Source organism: Allocatelliglobosispora scoriae, from assembly GCF_014204945.1.
Lineage (GTDB): Bacteria > Actinomycetota > Actinomycetes > Mycobacteriales > Micromonosporaceae > Allocatelliglobosispora > Allocatelliglobosispora scoriae.
On sequence record NZ_JACHMN010000002.1, the window covers coordinates 3,596,804 to 3,621,283 of the forward strand.

The following is a 24,480-nucleotide window of genomic DNA, read 5'->3' on the forward strand; positions in this document are numbered from 1 at the left end:
AAGTAGTACCTGCGCTGGTCCAAAGGTCTACAGCCGACTACCCGTAGTGGCCAGGGCTGGCTAGTCTTCCAGGCCGTGCCCCCGAACACGCCCTCCGCGCAGCCGAGCCCGTCCGATGACGGCTTCGCGGCACGGCTGCGCCATCTGCGGGCCGGTGCCGGGCTCACCCAATCCGACCTGGCGCAGCGTGCCGGGGTTGGTGTGCGTACGGTTCGGGACCTGGAGGCGGGTCGGGCGGTTCGGCCGCAGCGCTCCACCGTGGAGCTGCTCGGTTCGGCGCTGGGGCTGCGCGGGCGCGATCTCGCGGACTTCTTCGCCTCGGCGCGCGGCACCAGGCTCCCCGCCGCACCGCTCCCCACCGGGGCACCTGTCCTGCGGCGCCTGCCCGTACCGGTGGAGCTGATCGGCCGCGACCACGAACTCGGCGGCCTCATCGAGCACCTGCGCCGCGACGGCGGCCTGACCACGCTCGTCGGGCTCGCCGGAGTGGGCAAGACCGTGCTCGCCTGGGCCGCCGCGCACCGGGTCTCGGCGCACTTCCCGGGCGGCGTCGTCGGCGTGACCGTCACCGAGGGCGACACCGAGGCCGATGTCATCGACTCGCTCGGCGCCGTGCTCGGCGTCAGCCACCCGGAGGCGCTCGCCCGCCGATTCACCCAGCCCACGCTGGTCCTCGTCGACTCCGTCGATCACGCGCCGGGCTCCTGCGAGGCGGTGATCGCGCGGCTGCTCGCCGCCTCGCCGCAGCTCCGCATGATCGCGACCGGCCGGGGCTCGCTCGGTGTCAGCGGCGAGCGGGTCTGGCCGGTCGCCCCGCTCGACCTGCCGCCGCCCGACGCGAGCACCCTCGCCGAGGCGCACCAGGCTCCGGCGAGCGCACTCTTCCTGCACCGATGGGCAGCCCACCGGGGGGCACCGCCCGACGAGTGCGAGGTGAAGGCGGTCGTCGAGCTGTGCCGCCGCCTCGGCGGCCTGCCGCTCGCCATCGAGCTCGCCGCCGCGCGGGGCCGGGTGCTCGACCCGAGCGAGATGCTCGCCCGCAACGTGCTCGACGAGACGGCCGCGGAGATCCTCCGCGATGCGGTGACCGCGAGCTATCGCCTGCTCAACTCCCGGCAGCGCCGGGTGCTGCGGCTGCTCGGCGTCTTTCGCCACCGCTGGTCGATCGAGCTCGCCGAGGAGCTGCTCGGCGCCGAGGTCGACGCGGTCGCCGCGCTGGACCGGCTGGTGGAGCTCGGTCTGATCAGTGTCCGGGGCACCGGCGCCCTGCGGTTCATGCTGCTCGACGTGGTCCGCGACTATGCCCGGGACCAGGCGGAGGTGCACGGCGAGCTCGCCGAGGCGCTGAACCGGCATGCCGTGGTGATGGCGCGCTACGCCGCGCGGGCCGCCCCGGCACTCGCCGGACCAGAGATGACCGCCGCGATCGCCCGCCTCGACGATGTCAGCACCGACATCTGGGCGGCGATCACGCATGCCGCCACCGAGGATCCGCAGACCGCGCTCAGCATCGCCTCGAAGCTGCCCCGCTGGTGGCGCCTGCGGGGCCGGGACGTGGTCGGGCGCCGCTGGTTGCGGCAGCTCCTCGACGATCCCCGCTGTGCCGAGGCCGACCCGACCGTACGGGCCTGGGCCATGGTCGGCCTGGGACAGCTCGCCAACGAGCACGGCGCGGGCGGCGAGGAGCTGTCCGCCGTCCGGGAGGCCGTGCAGCACTTCCACGCCGTCGGCGACGTGACCGGCGAACTCGCCGCACGGACCGTCCTGTTCGCCCTATGCATGGGCGGCAGCGAGTTCGACGAGGCCCGCGAGCACGGCCAGGAGGTGCTCGCGATCGCGACCCGGACCGGTCGGCTCCGCGACATGACCATCGCCCAGCAGAACCTCACCTGGCACGACCTGCGCGCCGGTGACCTGGTCACGGCACAGCGGCGGCTCACCGAGGCGGATCGGCTCGCCGCCCGCAGCGGCGAATCCCGGCTGCGGGTGCTGATCCGGTGCAACCTCGCCGAGGTGCTGCGGCTCGACGGGCGCTTCGGCGAGGCCGCGATCGTCGGACGGCAGGCATTGGGGCTGCTCGTCGGCCTGGGCGACCCGGGCCACCACCGCCGGGTGCTCGCCACGATCGGCCAGGCGCAAGCACAGGCCGGAGACCACGCCGAGGCCGAGGCGACCCTGGCGGAGCTGCGCGTCCTCGTCGGCCAGGCGACGGCGGCCGAGGACGGGCCCTGCGCGGTGGTCGAGGCGGCGATCGCCTTCGCCCGCGGCCAGCGCGCGCTCGCCGCAGCCTGGTACTCCGCCGCAGCTGACGCCTTCGCCGGCCAGCACGACCTGCGCGATGTCGCGCAGGCGCTCGTCGGTCTCGTCGCGTCGACCGACGACCCGGCCGAGCGGGCAGCGGCCCGTTCCCGCCTCGACGTGGTCCTGCGCGAGGGCGGCCTCACGCTCACACCGATGGAGCTGGCGGCGATCAGCACGCCGTGACCTGCGGCACCATTAGGACCAACTCTTCAAGAGTTGCGATGGTCTTGGCCGCGCGCTTAGACGACCACCTGCGGATTCGCGCCGCGCGATCTGACGACCCCGGCGGTACGCCGACCGCTCGCCACGCACTCCGCGACGTGCCCGCCCCGGTGCGCGCAGTCCGCCACCAGCAGCACTCGACGGGGGCCGCTGTCGAGGCTCATGTAGATCGGCAGGGCGACCGCCTGTGTGACCTCGAATCGCCCGGGAGCCACCTCCGTGAAGGAGAACCGGGCGAGCACGCCGTCCCGGGTGGCCGCGAGCTGCCGCTGGGTGGAGACGAAGTTGCCCATGCCGTAGGCGACCCATTTGCGCCCGATCCGCTCGAACGGCTGCACCACGTGCGCATGGTGCCCGACGATCAGGTCGACGTCGGGGGAGGCGAGCAGCGCCTTCGCGACGGTGCGCTGCTGGGTGCCGGGTTCGTGCTGGTACTCGTCGCCCCAGTGCAGGGAGACGATGATGATCTCCGCTCCGCCGAGGCGGGCCCGCCGTGCCTCGGCGAGGATCGCGGGTGCGCTGAGCAGGTTGGCCACCCAGGGCTTCCCCTTCGGCCTCGGGACGCCGTTGAAGCCGTAGGCATAGGAGAGCTGCGCCACGCGTACCCCGTGGATGGTCATGAAGTTGATCTTTGCGGCCTCAGCCGGGTCCCGGGCCGAGCCGGCATGCGCGATCCCGGCACCGTCGAGTGCGTCGAGCGTGCGTTTGATGCCGGCCCGGCCGCCGTCGAGGATGTGGTTGGAGGCGGTGGAGCAGGTGTCGAAGCCCAGGTCGGCGAGGGCGGGGACCACCTGCGGCGGGACCTTGAAGGTCGGAAACCCGGTGAAGGGGCCGCCCGGCGCGCCGAGCGGCGTCTCCAGGTGGCAGATCGCGAGGTCCGCAGCCGAGATCACCGACTTGACCGCGGCGAAGAGCGGCCGGAAGTCCAGGCCGCGACCTCGGCCGTCGACCTGGGCCTGGTTCCACAGCCCTTGGTGCAGCAGCACGTCACCGGCGGCGATCAGGCTGATCGAGCGCGGCGGAGACGGCGGTGGTGTGGCCTGCTGCGCCACGACCCGGTGGGGCAGCCCGGTGTTGAGGTGCCCGCCGCCGCGGTCGAAGGGGCTGACGGCGGCGGCGAGCCCGACGGCGATGATCGTTATGGCCGTGCCGAGACGGCCCAGCTGCTGGATCTCCACGGTGGCGGCATCCTTGGCAGAGGTCGGATGGAGCAGCGCTCCTCGGGTCGCGCTCTACACGCCGAGCCGGGAAGGCCGGTTGCACCCGCCGCCATCGCGGGCCTACTCGGTCGGCCAGGTGTGGACCGGCTCGTTGTCGCGCTGCAGTTCGGCATAGCGGCCGAGCATCAGCCGCAGGGCCGCCGGCCGGGTCAGCCCCCGGCGCTCCGCCGCCCGGACGAACTCCACCTGCCACGTCGAGCCGTTACGCCCGGTGAGGCAGCGCTGCTCGATGATGCCGAGCAGATGGCTGCTCACCGCCGGGTCGACCCCGAAGCCTTCGAGGCCCGCCGCGGCGAGGGGAAGGAGCTGGTCGAGGAGCAGATCGGTCGCCCTGACCTCGCCGATCCTGGGCCAGTTGATCGGAGCGGCGATGCCCCGGCGGGCCGCGGCGTGGAAGTTGTCCTCGGCGGCGCTGAAGGTGAGCTGCGTCCAGATCGGACGGTCAGCCTCGGCGAAGTGCTTGACGAGCCCGTAGTAGAGGGCGGCGTTCGCCATCATGTCGACGACCGTCGGCCCGGCGGGCAGGACTCTGTTCTCCACGCGCAGGTGCGGGCGGCCCTTCATGATGTCGTAGACCGGCCGGTTCCACCGGTAGATCGTGCCGTTGTGCAGCCGCAGTTCGGAGAGGTGCGGTACGCCACCGGAGCGCAGCACCGAGAGCGGGTCCTCGTCGTCGGAGATCGGCAGCAGCGGCGGGAAGTAGCGGACGTTCTCCTCGAAGAGGTCGAAGATCGAGGTGATCCAGCGCTCCCCGAACCAGACCCTCGGCCGGACGCCCTGAGCGCGCAGCTCGTCCGGGCGGGTGTCGGTCGCCTGCTCGAAGAGCGCGATCCGGGTCTCCTGCCAGAGCTGGTGTCCGAAGAGGAACGGGGAGTTGGCGCCCACCGCGACCTGGAAGGCGGCGATCGCCTGGGACGCGTTCCAGTAGTTGGCGAACTCCTCCGGCGCGACCTGCAGGTGGAACTGCATGCTCGTGCAGGCCGCCTCCGGCGCGATCGACCCGGTCCGCGTCCGCAGGTGATCGGTGCCCCGGATGTCGAGGGCGATGCTCTCGCCGCGGGCGTCGACGATCTGGTCGTTGAGGATGAGGTATCGGCCGATGGGGGAGAGGTTCTCCTTGATCGCGTGGTCGCCGGTGAGGGTGGGCAGGATGCCGATCAGCACGAGGCGGGCGCCATGGCTCTGGGCGACCTTGTCGGCCTTGCCGACGGCCTCCCGCACCTGCCCCTCGTAGGTCAGGAACCCATCACCGCTGATGAGCTGGGGCGGCACGTTCAGTTCGAGGTTGAACTGCCCGAGTTCGGGCTGGAAGCGGGAATCGCTCAGATCGTGCAGGATTCCCAGATTGGCCATCGCCGGCTGCTGCTCGTGGTCGACGAGGTTGATCTCGATCTCCATGCCCGTCATGGGCGAGTCGGAGTCGAAGGCGAACTCGTCGAGCATGAGCGCGAAGGTGTCCAGGCAACGCCTGACCTTCTGCCGGTAATGCGTGCGATCAGCCTGCGTGAAACCGACTTCCGACACTTCCTTCCCCATGCGCCCTCCCCAGGTGCTGATGGTGGTTCGTGTCTCTAGGTAATCATCCCGTCGCTGTGCGCCTCAACGGTACGGCTGTACGGGTATTTGTGGGTGGCTATTCGCCACCTGGCTGAAATCTGTCACATCGCGTGCCGGTCTGGATCTTTCGCCGCAGTCCTGCCGTGGGCTTGGCAATAGGGACAGCGGCAGAAATGGCGGCAGAATCGGGTCTGGGTTCGTCAGATAAGCCCGAAAACGGACGTCGCCTTCACGAGGTTGGTTAACGTTTACCCGGGAGGTCGCGGGGGCGACCCGGGGGGAACGACCGGTGCGGGCGGGAGTGGGGGCAAGGCTAGGGGGGTCCCGTCCGCACCGCACTCCCCTCAGGCGTGCCGGGGTGCCGGCCGCCGGGGACGGTCGGCGAGGATCGCCATCGCCACGGAGCCGACGAGGCCCGCCACGACCGCGTAAGGCGCGATCAACAGAGCCGTGACCTGCTCCGTCGGTGCCTCGGTCAGGGTGGGCGACACGATGATGAAGACCAGGGCCAGCAGCGCCGGGCCCGCCGCGCCGGAGAGCGCGACCCCGATCCAGCCGTCACCCGACCGCGCGGCCGCGAGCGCGGAGAACGCGCCGATGAGGAGCGCGGCACCCAGAATCAGCCCGGCGCCGGGCAGGTAGAGGCTCTCCCACCAGACGTCGCCCGGCACCTGCAGCGCGCTGAACGAACCGCGAATCGTCTCGACACCGTGACCCGTGAACCGCCAGGCGCTCAGCTGTGCCGGGACCAGGCCGCGGCCGCCGGCGGCCGCGTCGATGACGGCGACGAGGGCGATCAGCGCCCACCAGGCACCCGTGGCGATCAGGTTGGTCGCGATCGCGCGGCTGTTCAGCGCGATGATCGCCAGCACCAGGCCGATGACGACGCCGGCTGCGGCATGCCATCCGACGATGAACGCAGGTGCCGAGGTGGCGCTGGTCGGGACGGTGCGGGCGGGCAGCGCGGTCAGCGGGACGACGGCGAGGCCGCCGAGAGCCGCGGCGACAGCGAGGGTGATCCGCCACAGCACCCGACCGAGCACAGTGGAGTCGTCGTCGGGCAGGCTGCTGGAGTGGCGGTTGAGCGAGCGTTGACCGGCGAGAGCGCCGGCGAACACGGCGAACGCGCTCACCCACATGGTCCAGGCGAGCGCGGCACTCCAACCGGCGGCGTCACCGCGCCAGCCGATGATGCCCAGGCCATAGCCCAGACCGAGCTGTGCAGCTCCGACCACCACGGCACCACCGATCGCGGTTGCGATCGGGCCTCCCCAGCCACGTACGGACATGCCGCGCAGCGTATCGCTGTCCTGCGACACTGGCGAGCCGCGCCGACCGCACCGGCCATAGATCACCACCACTCGTCCTGCCCCCTGTGGCCGCATCTCTTGAAGAGTTGGTCCGATGGGTTGGCGCGAGCGAGGATACGTGTCAGATTGGCGTCAGTTCGGCCTCCGACCGACCGGGTTGTCGCGGCGGGGTTGCACACTCAACACCGGCCGCGTGAAGACAGCGAAGCGTAGGAGAGTTGGCCATGTCGGATCCATGGGACACCAGAGTGGAGCCCGCACCTCCCAAGCAGGGCATCAGCCCCGGGATGATCGCGGCGATCGCGGTCTCCGTGCTCGTGCTCTCGATCGCGGGCGCGACGGGCGGCTGGCTGCTGGCCGGCTCTGACGACCCGTCGCCGAACGCCTCCGGCACCCAGGGGACCTCGCCGTCCGCGCAGGCGTCACTGAGCCCGTCGCCCTCCCCGTCGCCCTCGGCCGCGCCGTCGCCGACGGCTGCCGCGTCCCCGACCCCGGGCTCCTCCGGCGGCGGGGCCAACTTCGCCCTGCCGGCACCGGGCACCGACCCGTTCCAGAATTACTTCCAGCAGCTCCGCGCGCTCAAGCTCGGCGTCGAGGTCTACTTCGGCGAGCAGGGGCAGGAGGGCCAGGTGGTCCGCAGCGTGCCGGAAGCCGGCAAGGACGTGCATGCCGGCATCACCGTCAAGATCTACGTTGCCGGTGCCGCACCGACGACCACCCTGCCCTATGTGATCAACAGGACCTGCCGGGACCTCACCAAGAACTACCTGACCGCAGTGGGTCTCCGGGCGGTCTACATCGGCTTGCAGGCCGGTGTCGTGGTCCAGCAGAACCCGGACCCGACGCAGGGCGGCACCGCCAGGTGGAACGACAAGGTCGAGGTCCGCTGCGGCCCGGTGGGGCAGGCCACCGGCTCCCCCTCTCCGTGAGTGCGTGTGATCGGCATGGGCGGCGCGCCAGCTCAGCGCTGCTCATGTCGGCGTGATAGGACGGGCAGATGTCGGAAAACACGCGTGGACCGGAAAACCAGGAGCCTGGGTCTGGCGACTCGCCACTCTCCGACGAGACCCGTCAGTGGAGTCGGGACGGGCTGCCTTCGGTCGAGGGCCCCGAACCGGCCGCCGACGAAACGGTGATCTCGCCGCCCCCCGCGGCCGGTGAGGCGACGACGATCCTGCCGCCCGTGCCTGCGCCATCGGCCGGTGACCAGACGACGGTGCTGCCCACGCCCCCTGCCGGTGACCGGACCGGTCCCGGTGCGAGCGAGCACACGTCGGTGCTGCCTGCGGCGGGTGCGGATCCGTGGTTGGGCCGTGCCGAGGTCGGCGGTCCGCCGGTCCGGGGTGCGGTGCCGCCGCCGGACGAGGCCGAGGACGGCGAACCGGAGCCCGGCGGCACGTGGTGGCTGCCGGTCGTGATCGCGGTTGTCGGCCTGCTGCTCCTGCTCGCGATCGGGGTCGGGATCTGGCTCGTCGCCAGCAACTCCGACGACCCCGAGCCGACGCCCAGCCCCAGCCGGCCGGTGCCGTCGACGGTGTCGACGACCTCGGCACCCACGCCGAGCCCCGTCGCGACGAGCGCGGGAGTGGCCAACATCCCGCCGGTCGTCGGGCTGACGTTGAACGATGCGACGAAGGCACTGGACGCGGTCGGCCTCAACTACCGCCTGGAGTACCGCGCCACCAACGATGCCGCCTCCGGCACGGTGATCGGCGTCGACCCCAAGGCCGGTACGCAGGTGCCGGCCGGCTATGAGGTGCTGCTCCTCATCGCGTCGACGCCACCGCCGAGTCCTTCGCCGAGCCCCTCCGAGGAAGAGGAGGAGTCGCCCTCGCCCCTGGCGAGCGCCAGCTGATCGGAGTTCGATCAGTACTGACGCCGCCGGTAGGCGATGAGCGCGCCGCCGAGCACGGAGACCATCAGGGCTCCTGCACCCGCATAGATCAGCGAGTGCGCCAGGTCGGGCGCGGGGTTGGGACGGGCGGCTGCTAGTCGGGCTGCCTGGGAACCAACCGGATCCGCGGCAGCGGGCACCGCGATGGCGAGGAACAACCCCACCAGGACCGCAGCAAGGAGCGCTCGCGGTCTCGTTCGACTCCGCGCGGCACGGTGTCGAGGGGCGTAGTCGGAGCCGTACTGCCTGGCTCCCCATGTGACGGCGACCATCAGACCCCCCTTGACTGTCGGGGTCCGAGGGTTGACGCGGGTCGTGACCACCGAGGGCGGTCACCGGGCCTTACCGGGTGTGGTTACCTGATCGTAGGCCCGATCACGGCAGGCCGGAGGCGGTTTGGTCAAAGCAGGTGCCGTGACCGCTCATCGGTCCAGGATCGCCGCAACTCAGGAAGAGTCGGCCCTGACGTGGTGCCAGCCGTCGGGCTAGTGGGCGATGGCTGCGCGTGGGCGGGTGTGGTTGCGCAGCATGTTGCGCGGGCGCTGCTCGGCGACCGGCTTGGCGCGCACGGCCTGCAGTCCGTCCTGCTGGACGAAGATGGAGCGCCGCTCCACCGCGTCACCGGCGGCATTGAGCTGGTAGCCGTCGAGCCACAGCCAGCCGTCGTATGTCGGCCAGTCGTGCACCCGGATCACCCGGAACAGCATCGGCGTGACGAACTGAACGCTCGCCTCGCGGGTCACATGGAGTATGTCGCCGGCCCGAGGTGTCACCGCAGCTCCTGTCGTTGCACTGTTGATCCCAATCCAGGACGGGCCGCGCAGCCTGGCCGTCCTCGAATCGTTGACGCAGTAACGGGGCCATCATGACGGCGCGCGCTTTGTCTGCTTCGGGGCCGGACAGCCTGTGTGACCCGTTGGGACCCACCTGGTGTCGCGTGCGTGGAAGTTCCACCTGATAACACTTTCCCCGAAGACGAAGATCAATGCAAGTTGCACCGTGAGATTGCGTGAGCGCGTCGTTAGTCCGGTATACGACTCGATACGCCGTCCGTTCCGACGGACCCCAAGTGCGCGTTCGGATACTTGATGTCTGGTGGTCCACCCGTCAGACTCGCACCACGACCTAGGGTCGTACCTGCTCAGGCGTATCGGTGGAATTACGCCTAGTGATCATTTCGTCGCGGAGGTGCGCCGTGACCACCAACCGGAAGAGTCCTACTGTCGGCCGTCGAAGACTAGGGACTGAACTGCGAAAACGTCGTGAGACGGCGGGCCTGTCCCTGGAGATTGTGGCGGAGCGACTCGAGTGTTCGCAGTCGAAGGTTTCCCGGATCGAGACGGGTTCGACGGCGGTCAACCCCCGCGATGTGCGGGATCTGCTCTCGATTTATGACACCCCGGCCCCCGTGGTCGAGGAGTTGATCGCCTTATGCCGCGAATCCCGCGAAAAGGGATGGTGGCATCAGTACTCGTCTGTTCTGACCAGTGCCTATGTGGACTTTGAATCGGCAGCATCAAAGATTCGCATGTATGAACAGCTCGTAGTCCCTGGCCTGCTGCAGACCGAAGAATATATGCGCGCCCTGGTCCAGGGTGGACGGCCGGATTTTCGGGATGATGAAATAGCGGTGAAGTTGCGTATCCGGCGGGAGCGTCAATCGTTACTCAGCCAGGATGATCCTATCGATCTATGGGTGGTACTCGACGAAGCTGTAGTGAGCCGTCCCGTCGGTGGCGACAAGGTCATGCGCGAACAACTTAAACGACTTGCTGTAGCAGCGAAGTTGCCGAACGTGACCATACAGTTGTTGCCGTTTGAAACCGGGGCACATGCGGGTATGGATGGAACGTTCGCAATTCTCGACTTTTCGGAACAGGGTGAGTCTTCCGTGATCTTCGCGGAGAATGCCACTGGTGGGCTCTTTCTCGAGCGGCGAGAAGAGCTGCGGACATACAACCTGATTTTCAACTACATCCGCGAAAAAGCTCTCTCTCCAGAGGAGTCCGCCGAGCTGATCGAAGAGCTAGCAGAGGAGCCGTTGTGGAAATCGAGACTAAGGGCTACCGGGTAGACCTCACAGATGCCCAGTGGCGCAAGAGCACTCGAAGCAGCCCAAGCTGTGACAACTGCGTCGAGGTCGCCTTCGTCGGCGGCGCGATCGCCGTTCGTGATTCGAAGAACCGCGAAGCGGGCGTGCTGATCTTCACGCCGGGCGAATGGGACGCATTCGTCGACGGCACCAAGGACGGCGAATTCGATTTGTGACGACTCACCGGCGGGCGGCGGGACCTAGAAGGTCTCCGTCGCCCGTCGGCGTCTCGCCGCTATCGCCGCACGCGCATCCTGCAGCCACGTCGTGTAGGTGCCAGGCGCCGGCGGGAACCCCAGTCCGTAGCGGAACCACGCCGGTGGGGGCGTCAGGCGGGCGTACCCGTCGATGAGGTCGTCGATGAGCCTGGTGAGCTCTGCGCGGGCATTGGCCCCCGCGGCGATCGTGACCCGGTGCTCGGTGAGGTAGTCCGCCCGCTTCATGGAGAGGTCCCGCAGCCGGTCGCGGACCTCGGCGACCCGGCTGCGCTGCACCGCCGCGAGCACCGCAGCCGCACGATCCCGCCGGAGTTCCCGGGCGATCGCCGCCCGATGCGAGGGGCGCAGCCACGATGACGGCAGGGACAGCGCCTGCTCGGCGGCGCGGATCTGCCGCTGGACGCGCTCCTCCGTCGCCGTGGCGGCCGCGTACTTCGCCTCCACGGCCGCGATCCGCTCCGGTGCCGGTCCGACCGGCGCGGCGGCCGAGACCCGGTCTGCGTCGTCCACGAGGCGCCACAGCCACAGCTCCTCGTCGCCGACCTCATCGAGATTGGCGACGGGCTCGGGCTCCCACCGGGAAACCGTCCTCGGTTCGCCGACACGGGCCGAGGGGACGACCTGGGCACCCTGGGGAGGCTGCGCCGGCTGCGTCGCCGAGTGATCCGTGTAGGGCGTGCCGCCGCAGTGCTTGCAGGGGGCACCGGAGATGACGTGTGCCAGCTGGATCAGGAGCGGTTCGGTATGCGTAGATCGCAGGTCTGCCACGTTCTCCCCCGCAGAGTCGGGCGCGATTCGACATCACTCGTTGTAACGCCGATATGAGCTCTGGGTGACAGCTGCGGGGTAACCGTCGCCAGCCCTTGTTCGCCTCGTTGTATCAGAAAGTACGGGGCAAGCCCTGACAACCCGCCGCACATTGCGGCGTAATGTCGGAATTTCGGGAGGAAATGCGATGACGGTCAACCAGGAGAAGAACCTGAACTCCACCTCGACGGCGGAGCGTTACGTCGGGCAGCTGCCTGGATTCCACACCGCGAAGGAGCTCCCCGACGCCGACCGCTCACTCAGCCTGGAAGGGCTCACCGAGCCGGTCTTCCCGCCCGCGGCGTGGCTGGAGGCGGACGGCGGGGGCGCGCCGCACCTCGCCGACCACCCACTGCTACGCGGCCTGCTGCTGGAGCTGCCGCCGAAGGGTTCGGCACCCTCGCCGGAGTGGCTCAACCGCTGGTTCGAGGCGGCCCGCTCGATCCTGGAGCTCATCTACGTTCAGCAGCGCTGACAAGATCGCCGCAACTCTTCAAGAGTTGGTCCCAAGGCCCGGCGGCCTGAAACACCAACTCTTGAAGAGTTGCGGCGATCTTGATGTCAGACCGGGAAGGTCGCGGGGGAGTCGGTGATCGCGGGGCGTGGGGTGGCCTTCCACAGGCCGGTGCGCTGTGCGGTCAGGCGACCCAGGTAGGCCGGGTTGAGCAGCACGTAGCGCTTCCACAGCCGCTTGGGCTCCAGCCCCAGCCGCCACAGCCACTCCAGGGCGTAGCGCTGCATCCACACGGGCGGCTTGCGCAGCCCGCCGGAGTGGTAGTCGAAGGCGGCGCCGACGGCGAGCAGCGGCATCGACAGGTGCGGCCGCATCGCGTGGGTGAAGATCTCCTGCCGCGGGCAGCCGAGCCCGACCAGCACGATCCGGGCACCGGACTCGCGGATCCGGGCGGCGATCTGCTCCGGCTCGCCGGGCTCGACGGCGCGGAACTTCGACGCCTCGGAACCGGCGATCTTCAGCGCGGGAAACTGCTCGGTCAGCGCCGGGATGAGCTTGTCGAGCGTGGGCTGCGTCGAGCCGTAGAGGTAGATCGGCAGGCCCAGCTCGGCGGCGCGCTCGACGACGCGCAGCGTCAGGGTCGGGCCGTAGACGCGATCGGTGAGCTTCGCCCCGTGCAGCAGGTTGAGCGCCCAGCGGACGGGCTGGCCGTCCGGGGTGATCAGCTCGAAGCTGTTGAGGCGAGCGCCCAGCGACGGGTCGTGCACGCCCTCCATCACGCCGTGCACCGCGAGCGCGGTCACCGCGTAGGGGCGCCCGGCCGAGGCCGCGTCGATGATGGCGGCGGTGGCCCGCTCGTAGTCGGTGGCGTCGACCATGACACCGAGCACGTTGCGCTTCGTCCCCACGGCTGAGCTCATGCCTGCGGCACCCAGCGGTCGACGTTCGCCTCGTAGATCTCGTTGATGATCTTCGGAACGTCGTAGGTCATCTGCCAGTCGGGGTAGTGCGACTGGAAGCGCGCCATGTCGGAGATATACCACTGGTGGTCGCCGACGCGAGCCTGCTCGACGTAGTTGATCGATGCCTTGCGGCCCGCGATCTGCTCGGCGATGGCGAAGGCCTCGATGTGCGAGGTGTTGGAGAAGCGACCGCCGCCGAGGTTGTAGACCTCGCCGCTGCGCGGTGCGCGGAAGAACGCCTCGAACGCCGTGAGCACGTCGTGCGAGTGGATCGCGTCGCGCACCATCTTGCCCTTGTAGCCGAAGAGGTTGTAGGTCCGGCCCTCCATGACGCAGCGCACCAAATAGCCGAGGAACCCGTGCAGCTCGGCGGCCGAGTGGGCCGGGCCGGTCAGCGTGCCGCCACGGAAGCAGGCCGTGTTCATGCCGAAGTAGCGGCCGTACTCCTGGACCGCCACGTCCGCCGCGACCTTGGAGACGCCGAAGATCGAGTGGAGGCTGCCGTCGATCGACATCTCCTCGGGAATCCCGCCGTACCACTCGTGGTCGGCGGGCAGCTCGTAACGCGTCTCCTGCTCCACGAGGGGCAGCCGGTTGGGGGTGTCGCCGTAGACCTTGTTGGTCGAGCAGAAGATGAAGGCCGCCTCGGGGCTGTGCTGGCGGGTGAACTCCAGCACGTTGAGCGTGCCGCCGGCGTTGACGTCGAAGTCGGTGAACGGCTCCTTCGCGGCCCAGTCGTGGCTCGGCTGCGCGGCGGTGTGGATCACCAGCGAGATGTCGCGCCCGTAGCGCTCGAAGATCTTGTTGAGCACGTCGCGGTCGCGGATGTCCACGTCGAAGTGGGTGTAGCTGTCACCGAGCTCGCTCGTCAGCCGGAGCAGGCTCCAGGCGGTCGAGCCGTCGTCGCCGAAGAAATACTTCCGCATGTCGTTGTCGATCCCGACCACGTGCAGGCCGAGATTGGCGAAATGGCGGGCGGCTTCGGACCCGATCAGACCGGCCGAGCCGGTTACCAGCGCGACGCTCACAGAGACTCCAGGTCCGTGGGGGCAAGGACAAAGAGCAGCATAGCCGGTACGCCGACGGTCCCGGCTGCCCCGCCTGCGTCAGCCGGCCGACCGGCTGGAGAGTTCCCGCAGCTCGCCGATGATGCTCGCCCAGGGTGCGTCGCTGTAGGGCGGCAGGGAGAAGACGATGCGGTCGGCGAGCTCGCCGTAGCGGGCGTGCAGCCGCCGGGCGATCGTGTGCGGCTCCCCGACCAGGGCCAGCACCTCCAGCACGTCGTCGTCGATGAGCTCGGCCATCTCCGTCCAGCCGCCGGTCAGCGACAGCTCGAACAGCTCCCAATAGAGGTCGCTCAGCCCGTGCAGGTGCAGCACCTCGGCGTAGGCCGGCGTGGAGGCGTAGAAGCTGATGTGCCGCCGCATCGCCGCCCGGCAGACATCGAAGGACTCCTCGGTCGCGGCGGTCACCAGGAAGAGCGGGACCACCACCTCGAACTCCTCCCGCGGCCGGCCGGACGCCGCCAGGCCCTTCTGCACCGACGGGAGGATGACCTCGCGGAGGTAGCGCGGCGTGCTGAACTGGTGGACCAGGATCCCGTCGCCGACCTCGCCGGCGAGCTTCGCCATCTGCGGGCCGACCGCCGCCAGGTAGACCGGCGGTGCCGGGATGTCGGTGGGCCCCGGCGAGAAGACCGGCGGCATGAGGGTGTGCTGGTAGAAATCGCCGCGGAAGTCGGGTTCCCGGTCCTCCCGCCATGCCCCCCAGATCTCGCGCAGCGCCGCGACATATTCCCGAAGCCGACCGATCGGGCGCGAATAGGGCATCGAGAAGCGCTGGGTGACGTGCGCCTCGACCTGGCTGCCGAGCCCGAGCACGAAGCGCCCGCCCGAGAAGCGCTGAAGATCATCAGCCAGGTACGCCGTATTCATCGGGCTGCGCGCGAAGGCGACGGCCGCAGCCGTCCCCGCGATCGCGGTCCTGGTGTGCTCCAGCGCCACCGTTATCGGCAGGAAGGGATCGTGATTGGTCTCGCCCGTCCAGAGGCCGTCGAGCCCCAGCTCCTCGGCCTGTGCGGCGGACTGCGCAGCACCGGCCAGCGCGTTGTCAAGGCGGGCGTCGATTCTCATGATGCCTCGATGGGTGTGAGGAGTGGGCGAGAACGCCACCCATCATCGCCCGCTGATGTGCATCTGTCACTGCGGAACCGGATGACCGGCGACAACCAGCCGAAACCGCGCGCGAAGAGGAACTCAGCACGAATGCGCAACAAAAAAATCCCGGAGCCGAAGCTCCGGGATCGTCTCGTTACAGCGGGCACCGACTCTCGTCGGCGCCTTGGTGGGGAAGAAGGGAGTTGAACCCTCACGTCCTTTCGGACACACGGACCTGAACCGTGCGCGTCTGCCATTCCGCCACTTCCCCAGACGCATGCCGCGGCACCGAGACATATAAGATCTGTCTCGATTAGGACAGCTTGATCAGCCTAAACCGACACTCTGCCCGCCACCAACCGGTTTATCCAGTCGGCTCGGCGGAGAGAACAGTAACACGACCAGCCTCGGGGCACCGAACCGGGACTGGAAGGGGATTGGGGCGCAGACGTGATGGGTGGCGGACGGATAGCATCATGTCCTCGGAACCCGAGGAGGACCGGTGAGTGTGCTGCAACGCTTTGAGAAGAGACTGGAAGGCCTGGTAGAAGGTGCCTTTGCCAAGGTCTTCAAGGGTGTCGTCCACCCTGTGGAGATCTTGAACGCCATGCAAAGGGAGGCCGAGGCCCACAAGGCGATCCTCGCCGGCGGTCGCACTCTGGTGCCCAACCGCTACGTGATCGACCTCTCGCCCTACGACCACAGCCGGCTCGCGCCCTATGCGGCCGCGCTGGCCCAGGAGCTCGCCCAGTCGCAAGCCGAGTTCATCGGTGAGCAGGCCTGGACGGTCTACGGCGATGTGATCGTCGAGATCGAGCGGGGCGACGGCCTGGACACGGGCATGTTCCGGGTCACGGCGGAGGTCTACACGGGCGGCGAGCCGTCCGGCTACGACCAGCCGCCGCAACAGCAGTACGCCGATTACCAGCAGCAGGGCGGCGGTTTCGTCCAGCCCGGTGGTGCTCGCAACGTGCGGTTGGTGGCGGGCGACGGGCGGACCTATCCGCTCGCGATCGGCTCGACCGTGATCGGCCGAGGTGACCAGGCCAACCTGCGCCTGCCCGATGTGGGCATCTCGCGCAGGCACGCCCGGCTGGACTTCGACGGCGGGCAGGTGGTCCTCACGGACCTCGGCTCGACCAACGGCACCATGGTCAACGGTCAGCGCGTCTCCGCGGTGGCCCTGAACCCTGGTGACATGGTCCAGATCGGCACGACCACATTGACGTTCCGCGTGGACGGTTAACGCCCGTGCCCGAATTCGTCCTCGCCGCCGCCCGGTTCGGCTTTCTCATTCTTCTGTGGATCTTCGTGTTCACGGTGGTGGGGGTCATCCGGCGGGACCTCTTCGCCGGGGCACGCTCATCTCGGCTCGTCGCTGCGCCCCGCGGGGTGGGCGCAGCGGCAGGACACACCCGGCCTGCGAAGGTGAAGAAGGGCCGGGCAGCTCATCAGCTTGTGGTTACCGCCGGCACGCTCGCCGGCACTCGTCTGACCCTGGGCGAGGCCGCGATCACGATCGGCCGTGCCGAAGACTCCACGCTCGTCATCACCGACGACTATGCCTCCGCGCGGCACGCACGACTGGTGCCCCGCAGCGGTCAGTGGTTTCTCGAAGACCTTGGCTCGACCAACGGCACATATCTGGACCGGACGAAGGTCTCCGGCCCTACCCCCGTACCCCTCGGCGTGCCGATTCGCATCGGCCGCACTGCCATTGAGTTGCGACCATGACCCTGACCTTGCGCTATGCGGCCCGCAGTGACCGCGGTCTGATCCGGGACGGAAACCAGGATTCCGTCTACGCCGGCCCGCGACTGCTCGCCGTCGCCGATGGCATGGGCGGCATGGCCGCCGGTGACCTCGCCAGCAACATCGTCATCGGTGCGATGGCTCCGCTCGACGAGGACGTCCCCGGTGACGCCCTCGTCGACGCGTTGCGTGGCGCCGTCGAGGTTGCCAACCAGCACCTTCGCGACACCGTCGACGCCAATCCCCACCTGGAGGGGATGGGCACGACGCTCACCGCGATGCTCTTCTCCGGCACCAAGATCGGTCTCGTGCACATCGGCGACTCGCGGGCGTACATGCTCCGGGACAACGAGTTCGCGCAGATCACCAAGGACGACACCTACGTCCAGATGCTCGTCGACGAGGGCCGGATCTCGGCCGAGGAGGCGACCGGGCACCCCCAGCGCTCGCTGCTGACCCGGGCGATGGACGGCCGCGACATCGAGCCGGAGTATTCGGTCCGGCAGGTCATCGTCGGCGACCGCTACCTCATCTGCTCCGACGGGCTCTCCGGAGTCGTCAGCTCGGAGACGATCGGCGAGACGCTGCGGGAGTATGTCGACCCGTCGCAGTGTGTCGAGCGCCTCATCGCGCTCGCGCTGCGCGGCGGCGGCCCCGACAACATCACCGTCATCATCGCCGACGCGACCAACGACGACATCATGGAGGACTCTCCGGTCGTCGGCGGCGCAGCCGCTCGTGATCGCGGCATGACGCAGCAGGCCTCCGTCGAGTCGACGCCGGCCACCCGGGCCGCCACGCTCACCGCGGGACCTCGGACGCCGGCCCCGCCCGCCGCCCCCAGCGCGGACGAGACCGACCGGCCCAAGCGGCACACCCTGCGTACGCTCACCCTGCTGGTCATCCTCGTCGCCCTGCTCAGCGGCGGCCTGTGGTACGGGTGGCACCTGACCCAGTCGCAGTATTACGTCGGCGTCACCTCCGACGGATACGTGGCCGTCTTCAAGGGCGTCCCGGGCCAGCTCGCCGGGGTCAGCCTCTCCAGCTCCTACCAGGTCAGCACGTTGCGGGCCGAGGAGCTGACGCCGGTCGCGCAGGAGCGGGTCCGCAAGGGCATCCAGGCCGACACCGCGAAGGACGCGATGGTCATCCTCACCGGGCTGACCAGCTCCGATGCGGCCAACACCAACCTGCTGCCGATCTGCCAGGTGAGCCCGTCGCCCTCCGCCTCTCCGAGTGCGGCACTGCCCGGGACCCCCTCGCCGTCGCCGAGCGTCTCGGCGTCACCCACCCCCGGATCAGACGTGATCGTCAGCCCGGCTCCGTGCAGGTCCTGATGACGAAGCCGAGGATCCGGTGACAGCCATGCCCGCAGCGATGCCCCTCGCGGGCGGCGCCGCCGATGCCGCCGTGCCCGCCGTGACCAAGCGCGCCCGCCGGGCGCGCCGGACCGAGCTCCTCCTGGTGATCGCCGGGATGGTGCTCGTCGCCGCATACGCGGGGGCGGTCGAGGCCAACCTGATGGACGGGGTCACCCCGGACTTCTGGGTCCCCGCCGCCCTGCTCGCCGTCGTCTTCCTCGTCATGCACGTGGTGGTCCGGCTCCGGGCGCCCTACGCCGATCCGGTGCTGCTGCCGGCGGCGGCGACGCTCAACGGGCTCGGTGTGGCGTTCCTGCGCCGCATCGACCTCGCCCGCACCCCCGCGGACGAGCGTTTCGACCTGGGCATCTTCGCCCGGGAGGGCGGCCGCCAGCTCCTGTGGACCACGATCGCGGTGGCCTGCGCGGCGGTGCTGCTCTACTTCCTGCGCGACCACCGCACCATCTCGCGGTACGCCTGGACGCTCGGCTTCGTCGGCATCGTGCTGATGATGATCCCGGCCGCCCTGCCGCGCAGCCTCTCCGAGGTCAACGGCGCGAAGCTGTGGATCCGGCTGGGCTCCTTCTCGATCCAGCCCGGTGAGTTCGCCAAGCTGATGCTGCTGAGCTTCTTCGCCTACTACCTGGTGCGCAAGCGCGAGGTGCTGGCGCTGGCGAGCAAGCGGTTCCTCGGCATCGACTTCCCGCGCGGGCGTGACCTCGGTCCCGTCGTCGTGGTCTGGATGCTCAGCGTCATGGTCCTCGTCTTCGAGAAGGACCTCGGCACCGCACTGCTCTACTTCGGCATGTTCGTGGTGATGCTCTACATCGCCACCGAGCGCGTCAGCTGGCTCATCATCGGTCTGCTGCTCTTCTTCAGCGGCGCCTTCCTCGCCTATTTCCTCGGCGCCTCGATCGGCGGACCGTTCGCCAACTTCTACCAGCGGGCCAACATCTGGCTGCACCCCTTCGAGGACCCCTACAACGACGGCTACCAGCTGGTGCAGTCGCTGCTCGGCCTCGGCACGGGCGGCATGTTCGGCACGGGACCCGGCGCGGGCTCGCCCAACCAGGTGCCCGAGGTCCGCAACGACTTCATCTTCGCCGGCATGGGCGAGGAGATCGGGCTCTTCGGTCTCACCGCGCTGCTGGTGCTCTATCTATTCATCGTGCAGCGCGGCATCCGGGCCGGCCTCGCCGTCCGGGACTCCTTCGGCAAGCTGCTCGCCGGCGGCCTCTCCTTCACCCTGGGCCTGCAGGTCTTCGTCATCATCGGCGGCGTCACCAAGCTGATCCCGCTGACCGGCCAGACCACGCCGTTCCTCGCGGCCGGCGGCTCCTCGCTGATGGCCAACTGGCTGCTCATCGCGCTGCTCATCCGGATCTCGGACGCGGCTCGTGCTCCGCTCGGCGCGCCCGGTGGCGTGGTCCGTCCGCCGGTGGCCTCGGCTCCGGTCCGGCCGCGGGCGGCCCAGCCACCACCGCCGCCGATCCCGCAGGAGGTCGCCGAAGCCAAGACCGAGATGGTCCGGCCACCCTCGGCCGCCGCCGCACCGGTCAAACCGCTTCCGCCCACCCCGGTTCACCCCGTCAGCGCGCTGCCGCCCACCCCGGCACAGCCCGTCAGCGCGCTCCCGGCGATCCCGACCGGCGATGAGCCGGCACCGGCACGCGCCGATGACCCGATCGATCCGCAGGAGAAGCCGTGAACGCCCCGCTCCGCAGAGTCGGCGTCGTCGCGCTGATCCTCTTTGGTCTGCTCTTTGCCAACCTCAACTGGGTCATGGCGGTGAAGTCCGACGAGTATCGGACCAGCCCTTACAACGGGCGGGTGATGCTGGCGGAGTACGACCACAAGCGCGGCACGATCCTCGCCGGAGGTGTCGCCCTGGCCGAGTCCCGGGCGACCAACGGGGACCTCAAGTACCTCCGCGTCTACCCGACCAGCCCGGCCGCGTACGCCCACATCGTCGGCTTCCGCCCGGTGCAGGGTGCCGCGATCGACATCGAGCGCACGGAGAACGAGTTCCTCGCCGGGACGAGCGACAAGCTCTTCGCCGACCGGCTGCGCGACATCTTCTCCAACGAGAAGACCCCGGGCGGCAACGTCGTCCTCTCGGTGATGCGCCGGGCGCAGGAGACGGCCTACCAGGAGCTCGTCAAGAACAAGAAGGGTGCGAAGGTCGGTGCCGTCGTGGCGCTGGACCCTCGGACCGGGGCGATCCTGGCGATGGCCTCCACGCCGAGCTATGACCCCAACCCGCTGACGAGCCACAACACGGATGCGGCGAACGCGGCCTACAACAAGCTCGACAAGGACCCGAACGAGCCGCTGCTCAACCGGGCCACCCAGGAGACCTTCCCGCCGGGCTCGACCTTCAAGGTGATCCTCTCGGCGGCGGCGCTGAGCCGCGGCTACACGATCAACACGCCGATCCCTGCCGGGCCGAGCTACCAGCCGCCGCAGACCGATCACAAGATCACCAACGCGGCCGCCTCGATCTGCCCGGAACCGCAGGTCACCCTGATCGAGGCGCTCACCGAGTCGTGCAACACGGGGTACGCCCAGCTCGGCGTCACCCTCGGCCCGCAGGCGATCATCGACACCGCCACCGCGTTCGGCTTCAACGATCCGTCGCTCACCTATGGCCGGCTCGACTCCGATGTGAAGCAGAGCCCGGTCGCCGAGAGCCTCGTCGGCAAACTGACCCGAGATGACGGCCAGCCGGACCCGCCGAAGATCGCGCAATCCTCGATCGGCCAGAACGACGTCCGGATGACGCCCATGGAGGGCGCCATGCTGGCGGCGGCGGTCGCCAACAACGGTTCGCAGATGCGGCCCTACCTGGTCGAGCAGCTCCTCGGGCCCGACCTCATCACGCGGCACTACACGGCCGTGCCGAAGCAGCTGCGCCAGTCCTGCACCAGCCAGATCGCGGGCGACCTGCGCGAGATGATGGTCAGCGCGGTCGAGAACGGCACCGGCAAGGCGGCCCAGATCGACGGCTACGAGGTCGGCGGCAAGACGGGTACCGCCGAGAACGCCGAGAACGAGAAGGACCACGGCTGGTTCATCGGCTTCGCGCGTAACAAGGACGGCGTGCCAGTGGCGGCCGTCGCGGTCTTCCTCAAGAACGCCGGTTCCGGTGGCAGCTCCGAGTCCGCCCGCATCGCCGGCCAGGTCATGAAAGCGATCATCGCGGAAAAGGGAGGCAAGTGATGATTGCCCCCGGCACGATGCTGAGCGGCCGCTACCGGATGGATGAGCGGATCGCCGGTGGCGGCATGGGCGACGTCTGGCGCGGCACCGACGAGACCCTCGGCCGGACCGTCGCCATCAAGATCATGCTGCCCGCACTGATGGACGAGCCCGGCTTCGCCGAGCGCTTCCGCCAGGAGGCGCGCACGATGGCGACGATCAAGAACCCGAGCGTCGTCGACATCTACGACTACGGCAGCGACCAGAACATCGCCTACCTCGTCATGGAGTATGTCGAGGGCGACCCGCTGTCGCGGACGCTCGGCCGGGTCGGCCGGCTCACCCCGACTCGCACGATGGCGCTGATCGCGCAGGCCGCCGACGCGTTGCAGGCGGCGCACAGCAAGGGCATCGTCCACCGCGACGTGAAGCCGGGCAACCTGCTCGTCCGGGCCAACGGCACCCTCGTCCTCACCGATTTCGGCATCGCCCGCTCGGCGGTGGCGGCACAGCTCACCGCCGCCGGTGCGGTCCTCGGCACCGCCTCCTACCTCGCTCCCGAGCAGGCAGCCGGCCAGACCGCGACCGCGCTGTCGGACATCTACGCCCTGGGCGTCGTCGCCTACCAGTGCCTCTCCGGCCGGCGCCCCTTCGAGGGCGACAACCCGATCGAGATCGCGATGAAGCACGTCCGGGAACACCCGCCGGCCCTGCCCGGCGACGTGCCACCGGCGGTTCGCGCGATCGTCGAGCGGGCCATGGCGAAGGACCCGGCCGCCCGCTGGCCCACCGCCGCGATCCTGGCGGCGACTGCCCGGCAGGCCGCCACCGCACTCGGCGGTCAGCAGAGCGGCCGGGCCGCGCCTACCGTTCCCCACCGGCCGATCTCTCCCACGCCTGTGTCGCCGACGCCGGTCCCGCCGCAGCACCAGCGTCCGGTGCAGCAGCAGCCGTCCTACCAGCGTGCGCAGGTGCCGGTTCCGAACACCCGGCCTACCAGTGGTCCGCCGGTGAGCCCGGCCCGTCCCGGCAGTCCGGCGCCGACGAGCCCCGCCCGCCCCGCGCAGCCGCAGAATCGTCCGCAGCCGACGCAACCTGACGGGGCCGGCTCGCGTACCTTTGTGAAGATTTTGTTGTTGTTTTTGGCCATGACCGCGATCGTGTTGATCTCCTGCGTCATCGGCTATCAGATCAAGATGAATGCACTACCCGATAGTGCAAACCATGCGAATAGTCGGCCTCTTGCGGCGACCATGAGCATGTTGACGGACCCGACCGAAGGACGACGGACGAGATGACGCAGGCCCGCCTGCTTGGTGGCAGGTATCAGGTCGGCGAGTTGCTGGGCTACGGCGGCATGGCTGAGGTGCACCGCGGGCGCGATCTGCGGCTCGGTCGTGACGTCGCGATCAAGATGTTGCGACCTGATCTGGCCAGGGACAACACGTTCCAGATGAGGTTCCGGCGCGAGGCTCAGAACGCCGCCGCACTCAATCACCCGGCGATCGTCGCGGTCTACGACACGGGTGAGGAGCGCGCGCCGACCGGCGAGACGCTGCCCTACATCGTGATGGAGTTCGTCAGCGGGCGGACGCTCAAGGAGGTCCTCACCGCCGAGGGGCGCCTCATGCCCCGCCGGGCACTGGAGATCTCCGCGGATGTCTGCGCGGCGCTGGAGTTCAGCCACCGGCACGGGATCATCCACCGCGACATCAAGCCCGGCAACGTGATGCTGACGCAGAACGGCCAGGTCAAGGTCATGGACTTCGGCATCGCGCGGGCCCTGGCCAGCGGTGCCACGACGATGACGCAGACGAGCGCCGTCATCGGCACCGCACAATATCTCTCACCGGAGCAGGCGCGCGGCGAGGCCGTCGACGCCCGCTCCGACGTCTATGCCGCCGGTTGCGTGCTCTTCGAGCTCCTCTGCGGCCACCCGCCCTTCGTCGGCGACTCGCCGGTTGCCGTCGCGTACCAGCACGTCCGCGAGGAGCCGAAGGCCCCGAGCGAGAGCAACCGGGATGTCAGCCCCGACCTCGACGCGATCGTGCTCAAGGCGCTCTCCAAGAACCCGATCAACCGCTACCAGTCGGCCGGTGAGATGCGCGCCGACCTGCTCCGCGCCGCGGCCGGCCGGCCGGTGCTCGCCACGCCGGTGCTGCGCGAGGACGAGACGCTCGCGATGCCGACGGGCAACCGGTCCGGTGGCAACCGCAACGTGGCCCGCGTCGGCGACGCGCGCCGCCGCCGGACCTCGGGCTGGCTGCTCGCGGCGCTCTCGGCGCTGGGAGTGCTCGCCGTGGTGGCGCTGACGGCCGGGCTGATCCTCGCCAACCAGCCTAAGAAGGTCGACGTGCCGTCGGTGGTCGGCCTGACGCAGGCCAAGGCGACCGAGGCGATCGTCGGCCGGGAGCTCAAGGTGGCCGTCGGCGAGCCGATCCTCAACGGCCAGTGCACCAAGGGCCAGGTGACTCAGCAGGACCCCGCCGGGGGCAAGCTGGAGATCGGCGACGCGGTGACGATCCGGATCTGCGACGGCGCCGTGCAGAAGAAGGTCCCGGGCGTCCTGGGCCTGCCGCGGGCCGCCATCGACACGACGATGAAGAACGCCGGCTTCACTGCGGTCTTCGTCGAGGAGGACAGCGACAAGCCGAAGGACACCGGCCTCTCCTCCACTCCGGCTGAGGGCACCAACGCCGACGAGGGCTCGGTCATCACGGTCAAGATCTCCAAGGGCAACATGGGAGATCTCCCGAGCGTGGTCGGCAAGTCGGAGGAGGAGGCCCGGACGCTGCTCCAGGCGGCCGGCTTCAACAACATCAAGACCACCAAGGGCGAGGCGACGGACACCCCCGGCACGGTGCTCTCGCAGTCGCCCAACGGCAACCAGAAGCGCAAGTTCACCGAGACGATCACCCTGGTGCTGAGCCAGCCCCAGGTGACACCGAGCGAATCGCCCTCGCCCAGCCCGTAGCG

20 protein-coding genes, 1 tRNA gene and 2 pseudogenes are annotated in these 24,480 nt (G+C 69.3%); 13 read left to right on the top strand and 10 right to left on the bottom strand.

The window, feature by feature from the left end; genetic code table 11:
• Positions 1 to 75 precede the first annotated feature (75 nt).
• Positions 76 to 2,484, top strand: coding sequence for an ATP-binding protein (locus tag F4553_RS22005; RefSeq protein ID WP_312875303.1), 2,409 nt, complete (start codon positions 76 to 78; stop codon positions 2,482 to 2,484).
• A 56-nt stretch (positions 2,485 to 2,540) separates the two neighbouring features.
• Here F4553_RS22005 and F4553_RS22010 read toward each other — a convergent pair whose 3' ends face one another.
• The 3 genes from F4553_RS22010 to F4553_RS22020 form a co-directional block, all read right to left on the bottom strand.
• Entirely contained in the window at positions 2,541 to 3,701 is a 1,161-nt protein-coding gene (locus tag F4553_RS22010) for a CapA family protein (RefSeq protein WP_312875304.1), read from the bottom strand.
• 102 nt (positions 3,702 to 3,803) lie between these two features.
• On the bottom strand, positions 3,804 to 5,279 hold the full coding sequence (locus F4553_RS22015) for a glutamate-cysteine ligase family protein (protein WP_184838845.1): 1,476 nt from the start codon (positions 5,277 to 5,279) through the stop codon (positions 3,804 to 3,806).
• Between the two features lie 365 nt (positions 5,280 to 5,644).
• Positions 5,645 to 6,589: a hypothetical protein gene (locus F4553_RS22020; RefSeq protein WP_184838847.1), complete on the bottom strand. Its 945-nt coding sequence runs from the start codon at positions 6,587 to 6,589 to the stop codon at positions 5,645 to 5,647.
• A 245-nt stretch (positions 6,590 to 6,834) separates the two neighbouring features.
• Between F4553_RS22020 and F4553_RS22025 the strand changes: the two genes are divergently transcribed.
• Entirely contained in the window at positions 6,835 to 7,539 is a 705-nt protein-coding gene (locus F4553_RS22025; protein WP_184838849.1) for a hypothetical protein, read from the top strand.
• 254 nt (positions 7,540 to 7,793) lie between these two features.
• Positions 7,794 to 8,465 (top strand): Stk1 family PASTA domain-containing Ser/Thr kinase, encoded by a 672-nt coding sequence (locus tag F4553_RS22030; protein ID WP_184838851.1) that lies wholly within the window; start codon positions 7,794 to 7,796, stop codon positions 8,463 to 8,465.
• Positions 8,466 to 8,476: 11 nt separating this feature from the next.
• Here F4553_RS22030 and F4553_RS22035 read toward each other — a convergent pair whose 3' ends face one another.
• Positions 8,477 to 8,776: a hypothetical protein gene (locus F4553_RS22035; protein ID WP_184838853.1), complete on the bottom strand. Its 300-nt coding sequence runs from the start codon at positions 8,774 to 8,776 to the stop codon at positions 8,477 to 8,479.
• 213 nt (positions 8,777 to 8,989) lie between these two features.
• Positions 8,990 to 9,277, bottom strand: a complete 288-nt coding sequence (locus F4553_RS22040) for a hypothetical protein (RefSeq protein ID WP_184838855.1) — start codon at positions 9,275 to 9,277, stop codon at positions 8,990 to 8,992.
• A gap of 422 nt (positions 9,278 to 9,699) precedes the next feature.
• Between F4553_RS22040 and F4553_RS22045 the strand changes: the two genes are divergently transcribed.
• Entirely contained in the window at positions 9,700 to 10,578 is an 879-nt protein-coding gene (locus F4553_RS22045; protein ID WP_184838857.1) for a helix-turn-helix domain-containing protein, read from the top strand.
• Positions 10,548 to 10,772, top strand: a complete 225-nt coding sequence (locus tag F4553_RS22050) for a DUF397 domain-containing protein (RefSeq protein WP_376776241.1) — start codon at positions 10,548 to 10,550, stop codon at positions 10,770 to 10,772. Before F4553_RS22045 ends, F4553_RS22050 begins: the two co-directional genes overlap by 31 nt.
• A gap of 24 nt (positions 10,773 to 10,796) precedes the next feature.
• On the opposite strand, the gene F4553_RS22055 is transcribed toward F4553_RS22050, so the two are convergent.
• A complete protein-coding gene (locus tag F4553_RS22055) occupies positions 10,797 to 11,582 on the bottom strand; it encodes a hypothetical protein (RefSeq protein WP_184838859.1) in 786 nt (261 codons plus the stop codon).
• Positions 11,583 to 11,769: 187 nt separating this feature from the next.
• Here F4553_RS22055 and F4553_RS22060 point away from each other — a divergent pair, with 187 nt between their 5' ends.
• Positions 11,770 to 12,096, top strand: coding sequence for a hypothetical protein (locus F4553_RS22060; protein ID WP_184841292.1), 327 nt, complete (start codon positions 11,770 to 11,772; stop codon positions 12,094 to 12,096).
• Between the two features lie 86 nt (positions 12,097 to 12,182).
• On the opposite strand, the gene F4553_RS22065 is transcribed toward F4553_RS22060, so the two are convergent.
• The 4 genes from F4553_RS22065 to F4553_RS22080 all read right to left on the bottom strand — a co-directional run bounded on the left by F4553_RS22065 (position 12,183) and on the right by F4553_RS22080 (position 15,464).
• Positions 12,183 to 12,995 (bottom strand): WecB/TagA/CpsF family glycosyltransferase, encoded by an 813-nt coding sequence (locus F4553_RS22065; protein WP_184838861.1) that lies wholly within the window; start codon positions 12,993 to 12,995, stop codon positions 12,183 to 12,185.
• Positions 12,992 to 14,065 (bottom strand): NAD-dependent epimerase/dehydratase family protein, encoded by a 1,074-nt coding sequence (locus tag F4553_RS22070; protein WP_184838863.1) that lies wholly within the window; start codon positions 14,063 to 14,065, stop codon positions 12,992 to 12,994. Before F4553_RS22070 ends, F4553_RS22065 begins: the two co-directional genes overlap by 4 nt.
• Before the next feature lie 78 nt (positions 14,066 to 14,143).
• On the bottom strand, positions 14,144 to 15,169 hold the full coding sequence (locus tag F4553_RS22075; protein WP_184838865.1) for a TIGR03617 family F420-dependent LLM class oxidoreductase: 1,026 nt from the start codon (positions 15,167 to 15,169) through the stop codon (positions 14,144 to 14,146).
• Between the two features lie 209 nt (positions 15,170 to 15,378).
• Positions 15,379 to 15,464 (bottom strand) — tRNA-Leu (locus F4553_RS22080).
• 205 nt (positions 15,465 to 15,669) lie between these two features.
• On the opposite strand from F4553_RS22080, the pseudogene F4553_RS22085 reads away from it, so the two are divergent.
• From F4553_RS22085 to pknB, 7 genes and pseudogenes are all read left to right on the top strand, one after another.
• Positions 15,670 to 16,439, top strand: a pseudogene (locus F4553_RS22085) (FHA domain-containing protein).
• A 5-nt stretch (positions 16,440 to 16,444) separates the two neighbouring features.
• Positions 16,445 to 16,927: an FHA domain-containing protein FhaB/FipA gene (locus F4553_RS22090; protein WP_184838868.1), complete on the top strand. Its 483-nt coding sequence runs from the start codon at positions 16,445 to 16,447 to the stop codon at positions 16,925 to 16,927.
• Positions 16,924 to 18,282 (top strand): PP2C family protein-serine/threonine phosphatase, encoded by a 1,359-nt coding sequence (locus tag F4553_RS22095; protein ID WP_184838870.1) that lies wholly within the window; start codon positions 16,924 to 16,926, stop codon positions 18,280 to 18,282. Before F4553_RS22090 ends, F4553_RS22095 begins: the two co-directional genes overlap by 4 nt.
• A 40-nt stretch (positions 18,283 to 18,322) precedes the next feature.
• A pseudogene (locus F4553_RS22100) lies at positions 18,323 to 19,712 on the top strand (FtsW/RodA/SpoVE family cell cycle protein); the annotation flags it as partial.
• A 298-nt stretch (positions 19,713 to 20,010) separates the two neighbouring features.
• Positions 20,011 to 21,525, top strand: coding sequence for a peptidoglycan D,D-transpeptidase FtsI family protein (locus tag F4553_RS22105; RefSeq protein WP_184838874.1), 1,515 nt, complete (start codon positions 20,011 to 20,013; stop codon positions 21,523 to 21,525).
• Positions 21,525 to 22,802, top strand: a complete 1,278-nt coding sequence (locus F4553_RS22110; protein WP_184838876.1) for a serine/threonine-protein kinase — start codon at positions 21,525 to 21,527, stop codon at positions 22,800 to 22,802. Before F4553_RS22105 ends, F4553_RS22110 begins: the two co-directional genes overlap by 1 nt.
• Complete coding sequence (pknB, locus tag F4553_RS22115) at positions 22,799 to 24,478, top strand: Stk1 family PASTA domain-containing Ser/Thr kinase (RefSeq protein ID WP_184838878.1); 1,680 nt, start codon at positions 22,799 to 22,801, stop codon at positions 24,476 to 24,478. Before F4553_RS22110 ends, pknB begins: the two co-directional genes overlap by 4 nt.
• Positions 24,479 to 24,480: the final 2 nt, after the last annotated feature.

Bases quoted from the DNA above. Each gene is read 5' to 3' on its own strand.
- F4553_RS22015 (WP_184838845.1), bottom strand. From the start codon at position 5,279: ATGGGGAAGGAAGTGTCGGAAGTCGGTTTCACGCAGGCTGATCGCACG.
- F4553_RS22020 (WP_184838847.1), bottom strand. From the start codon at position 6,589: ATGTCCGTACGTGGCTGGGGAGGCCCGATCGCAACCGCGATCGGTGGT.
- F4553_RS22025 (WP_184838849.1), top strand. From the start codon at position 6,835: ATGTCGGATCCATGGGACACCAGAGTGGAGCCCGCACCTCCCAAGCAG.
- F4553_RS22035 (WP_184838853.1), bottom strand. From the start codon at position 8,776: ATGGTCGCCGTCACATGGGGAGCCAGGCAGTACGGCTCCGACTACGCC.
- F4553_RS22060 (WP_184841292.1), top strand. From the start codon at position 11,770: ATGACGGTCAACCAGGAGAAGAACCTGAACTCCACCTCGACGGCGGAG.
- F4553_RS22065 (WP_184838861.1), bottom strand. From the start codon at position 12,995: ATGAGCTCAGCCGTGGGGACGAAGCGCAACGTGCTCGGTGTCATGGTC.
- F4553_RS22075 (WP_184838865.1), bottom strand. From the start codon at position 15,169: ATGAGAATCGACGCCCGCCTTGACAACGCGCTGGCCGGTGCTGCGCAG.
- F4553_RS22095 (WP_184838870.1), top strand. From the start codon at position 16,924: ATGACCCTGACCTTGCGCTATGCGGCCCGCAGTGACCGCGGTCTGATC.
- F4553_RS22110 (WP_184838876.1), top strand. From the start codon at position 21,525: ATGATTGCCCCCGGCACGATGCTGAGCGGCCGCTACCGGATGGATGAG.
- pknB (WP_184838878.1), top strand. From the start codon at position 22,799: ATGACGCAGGCCCGCCTGCTTGGTGGCAGGTATCAGGTCGGCGAGTTG.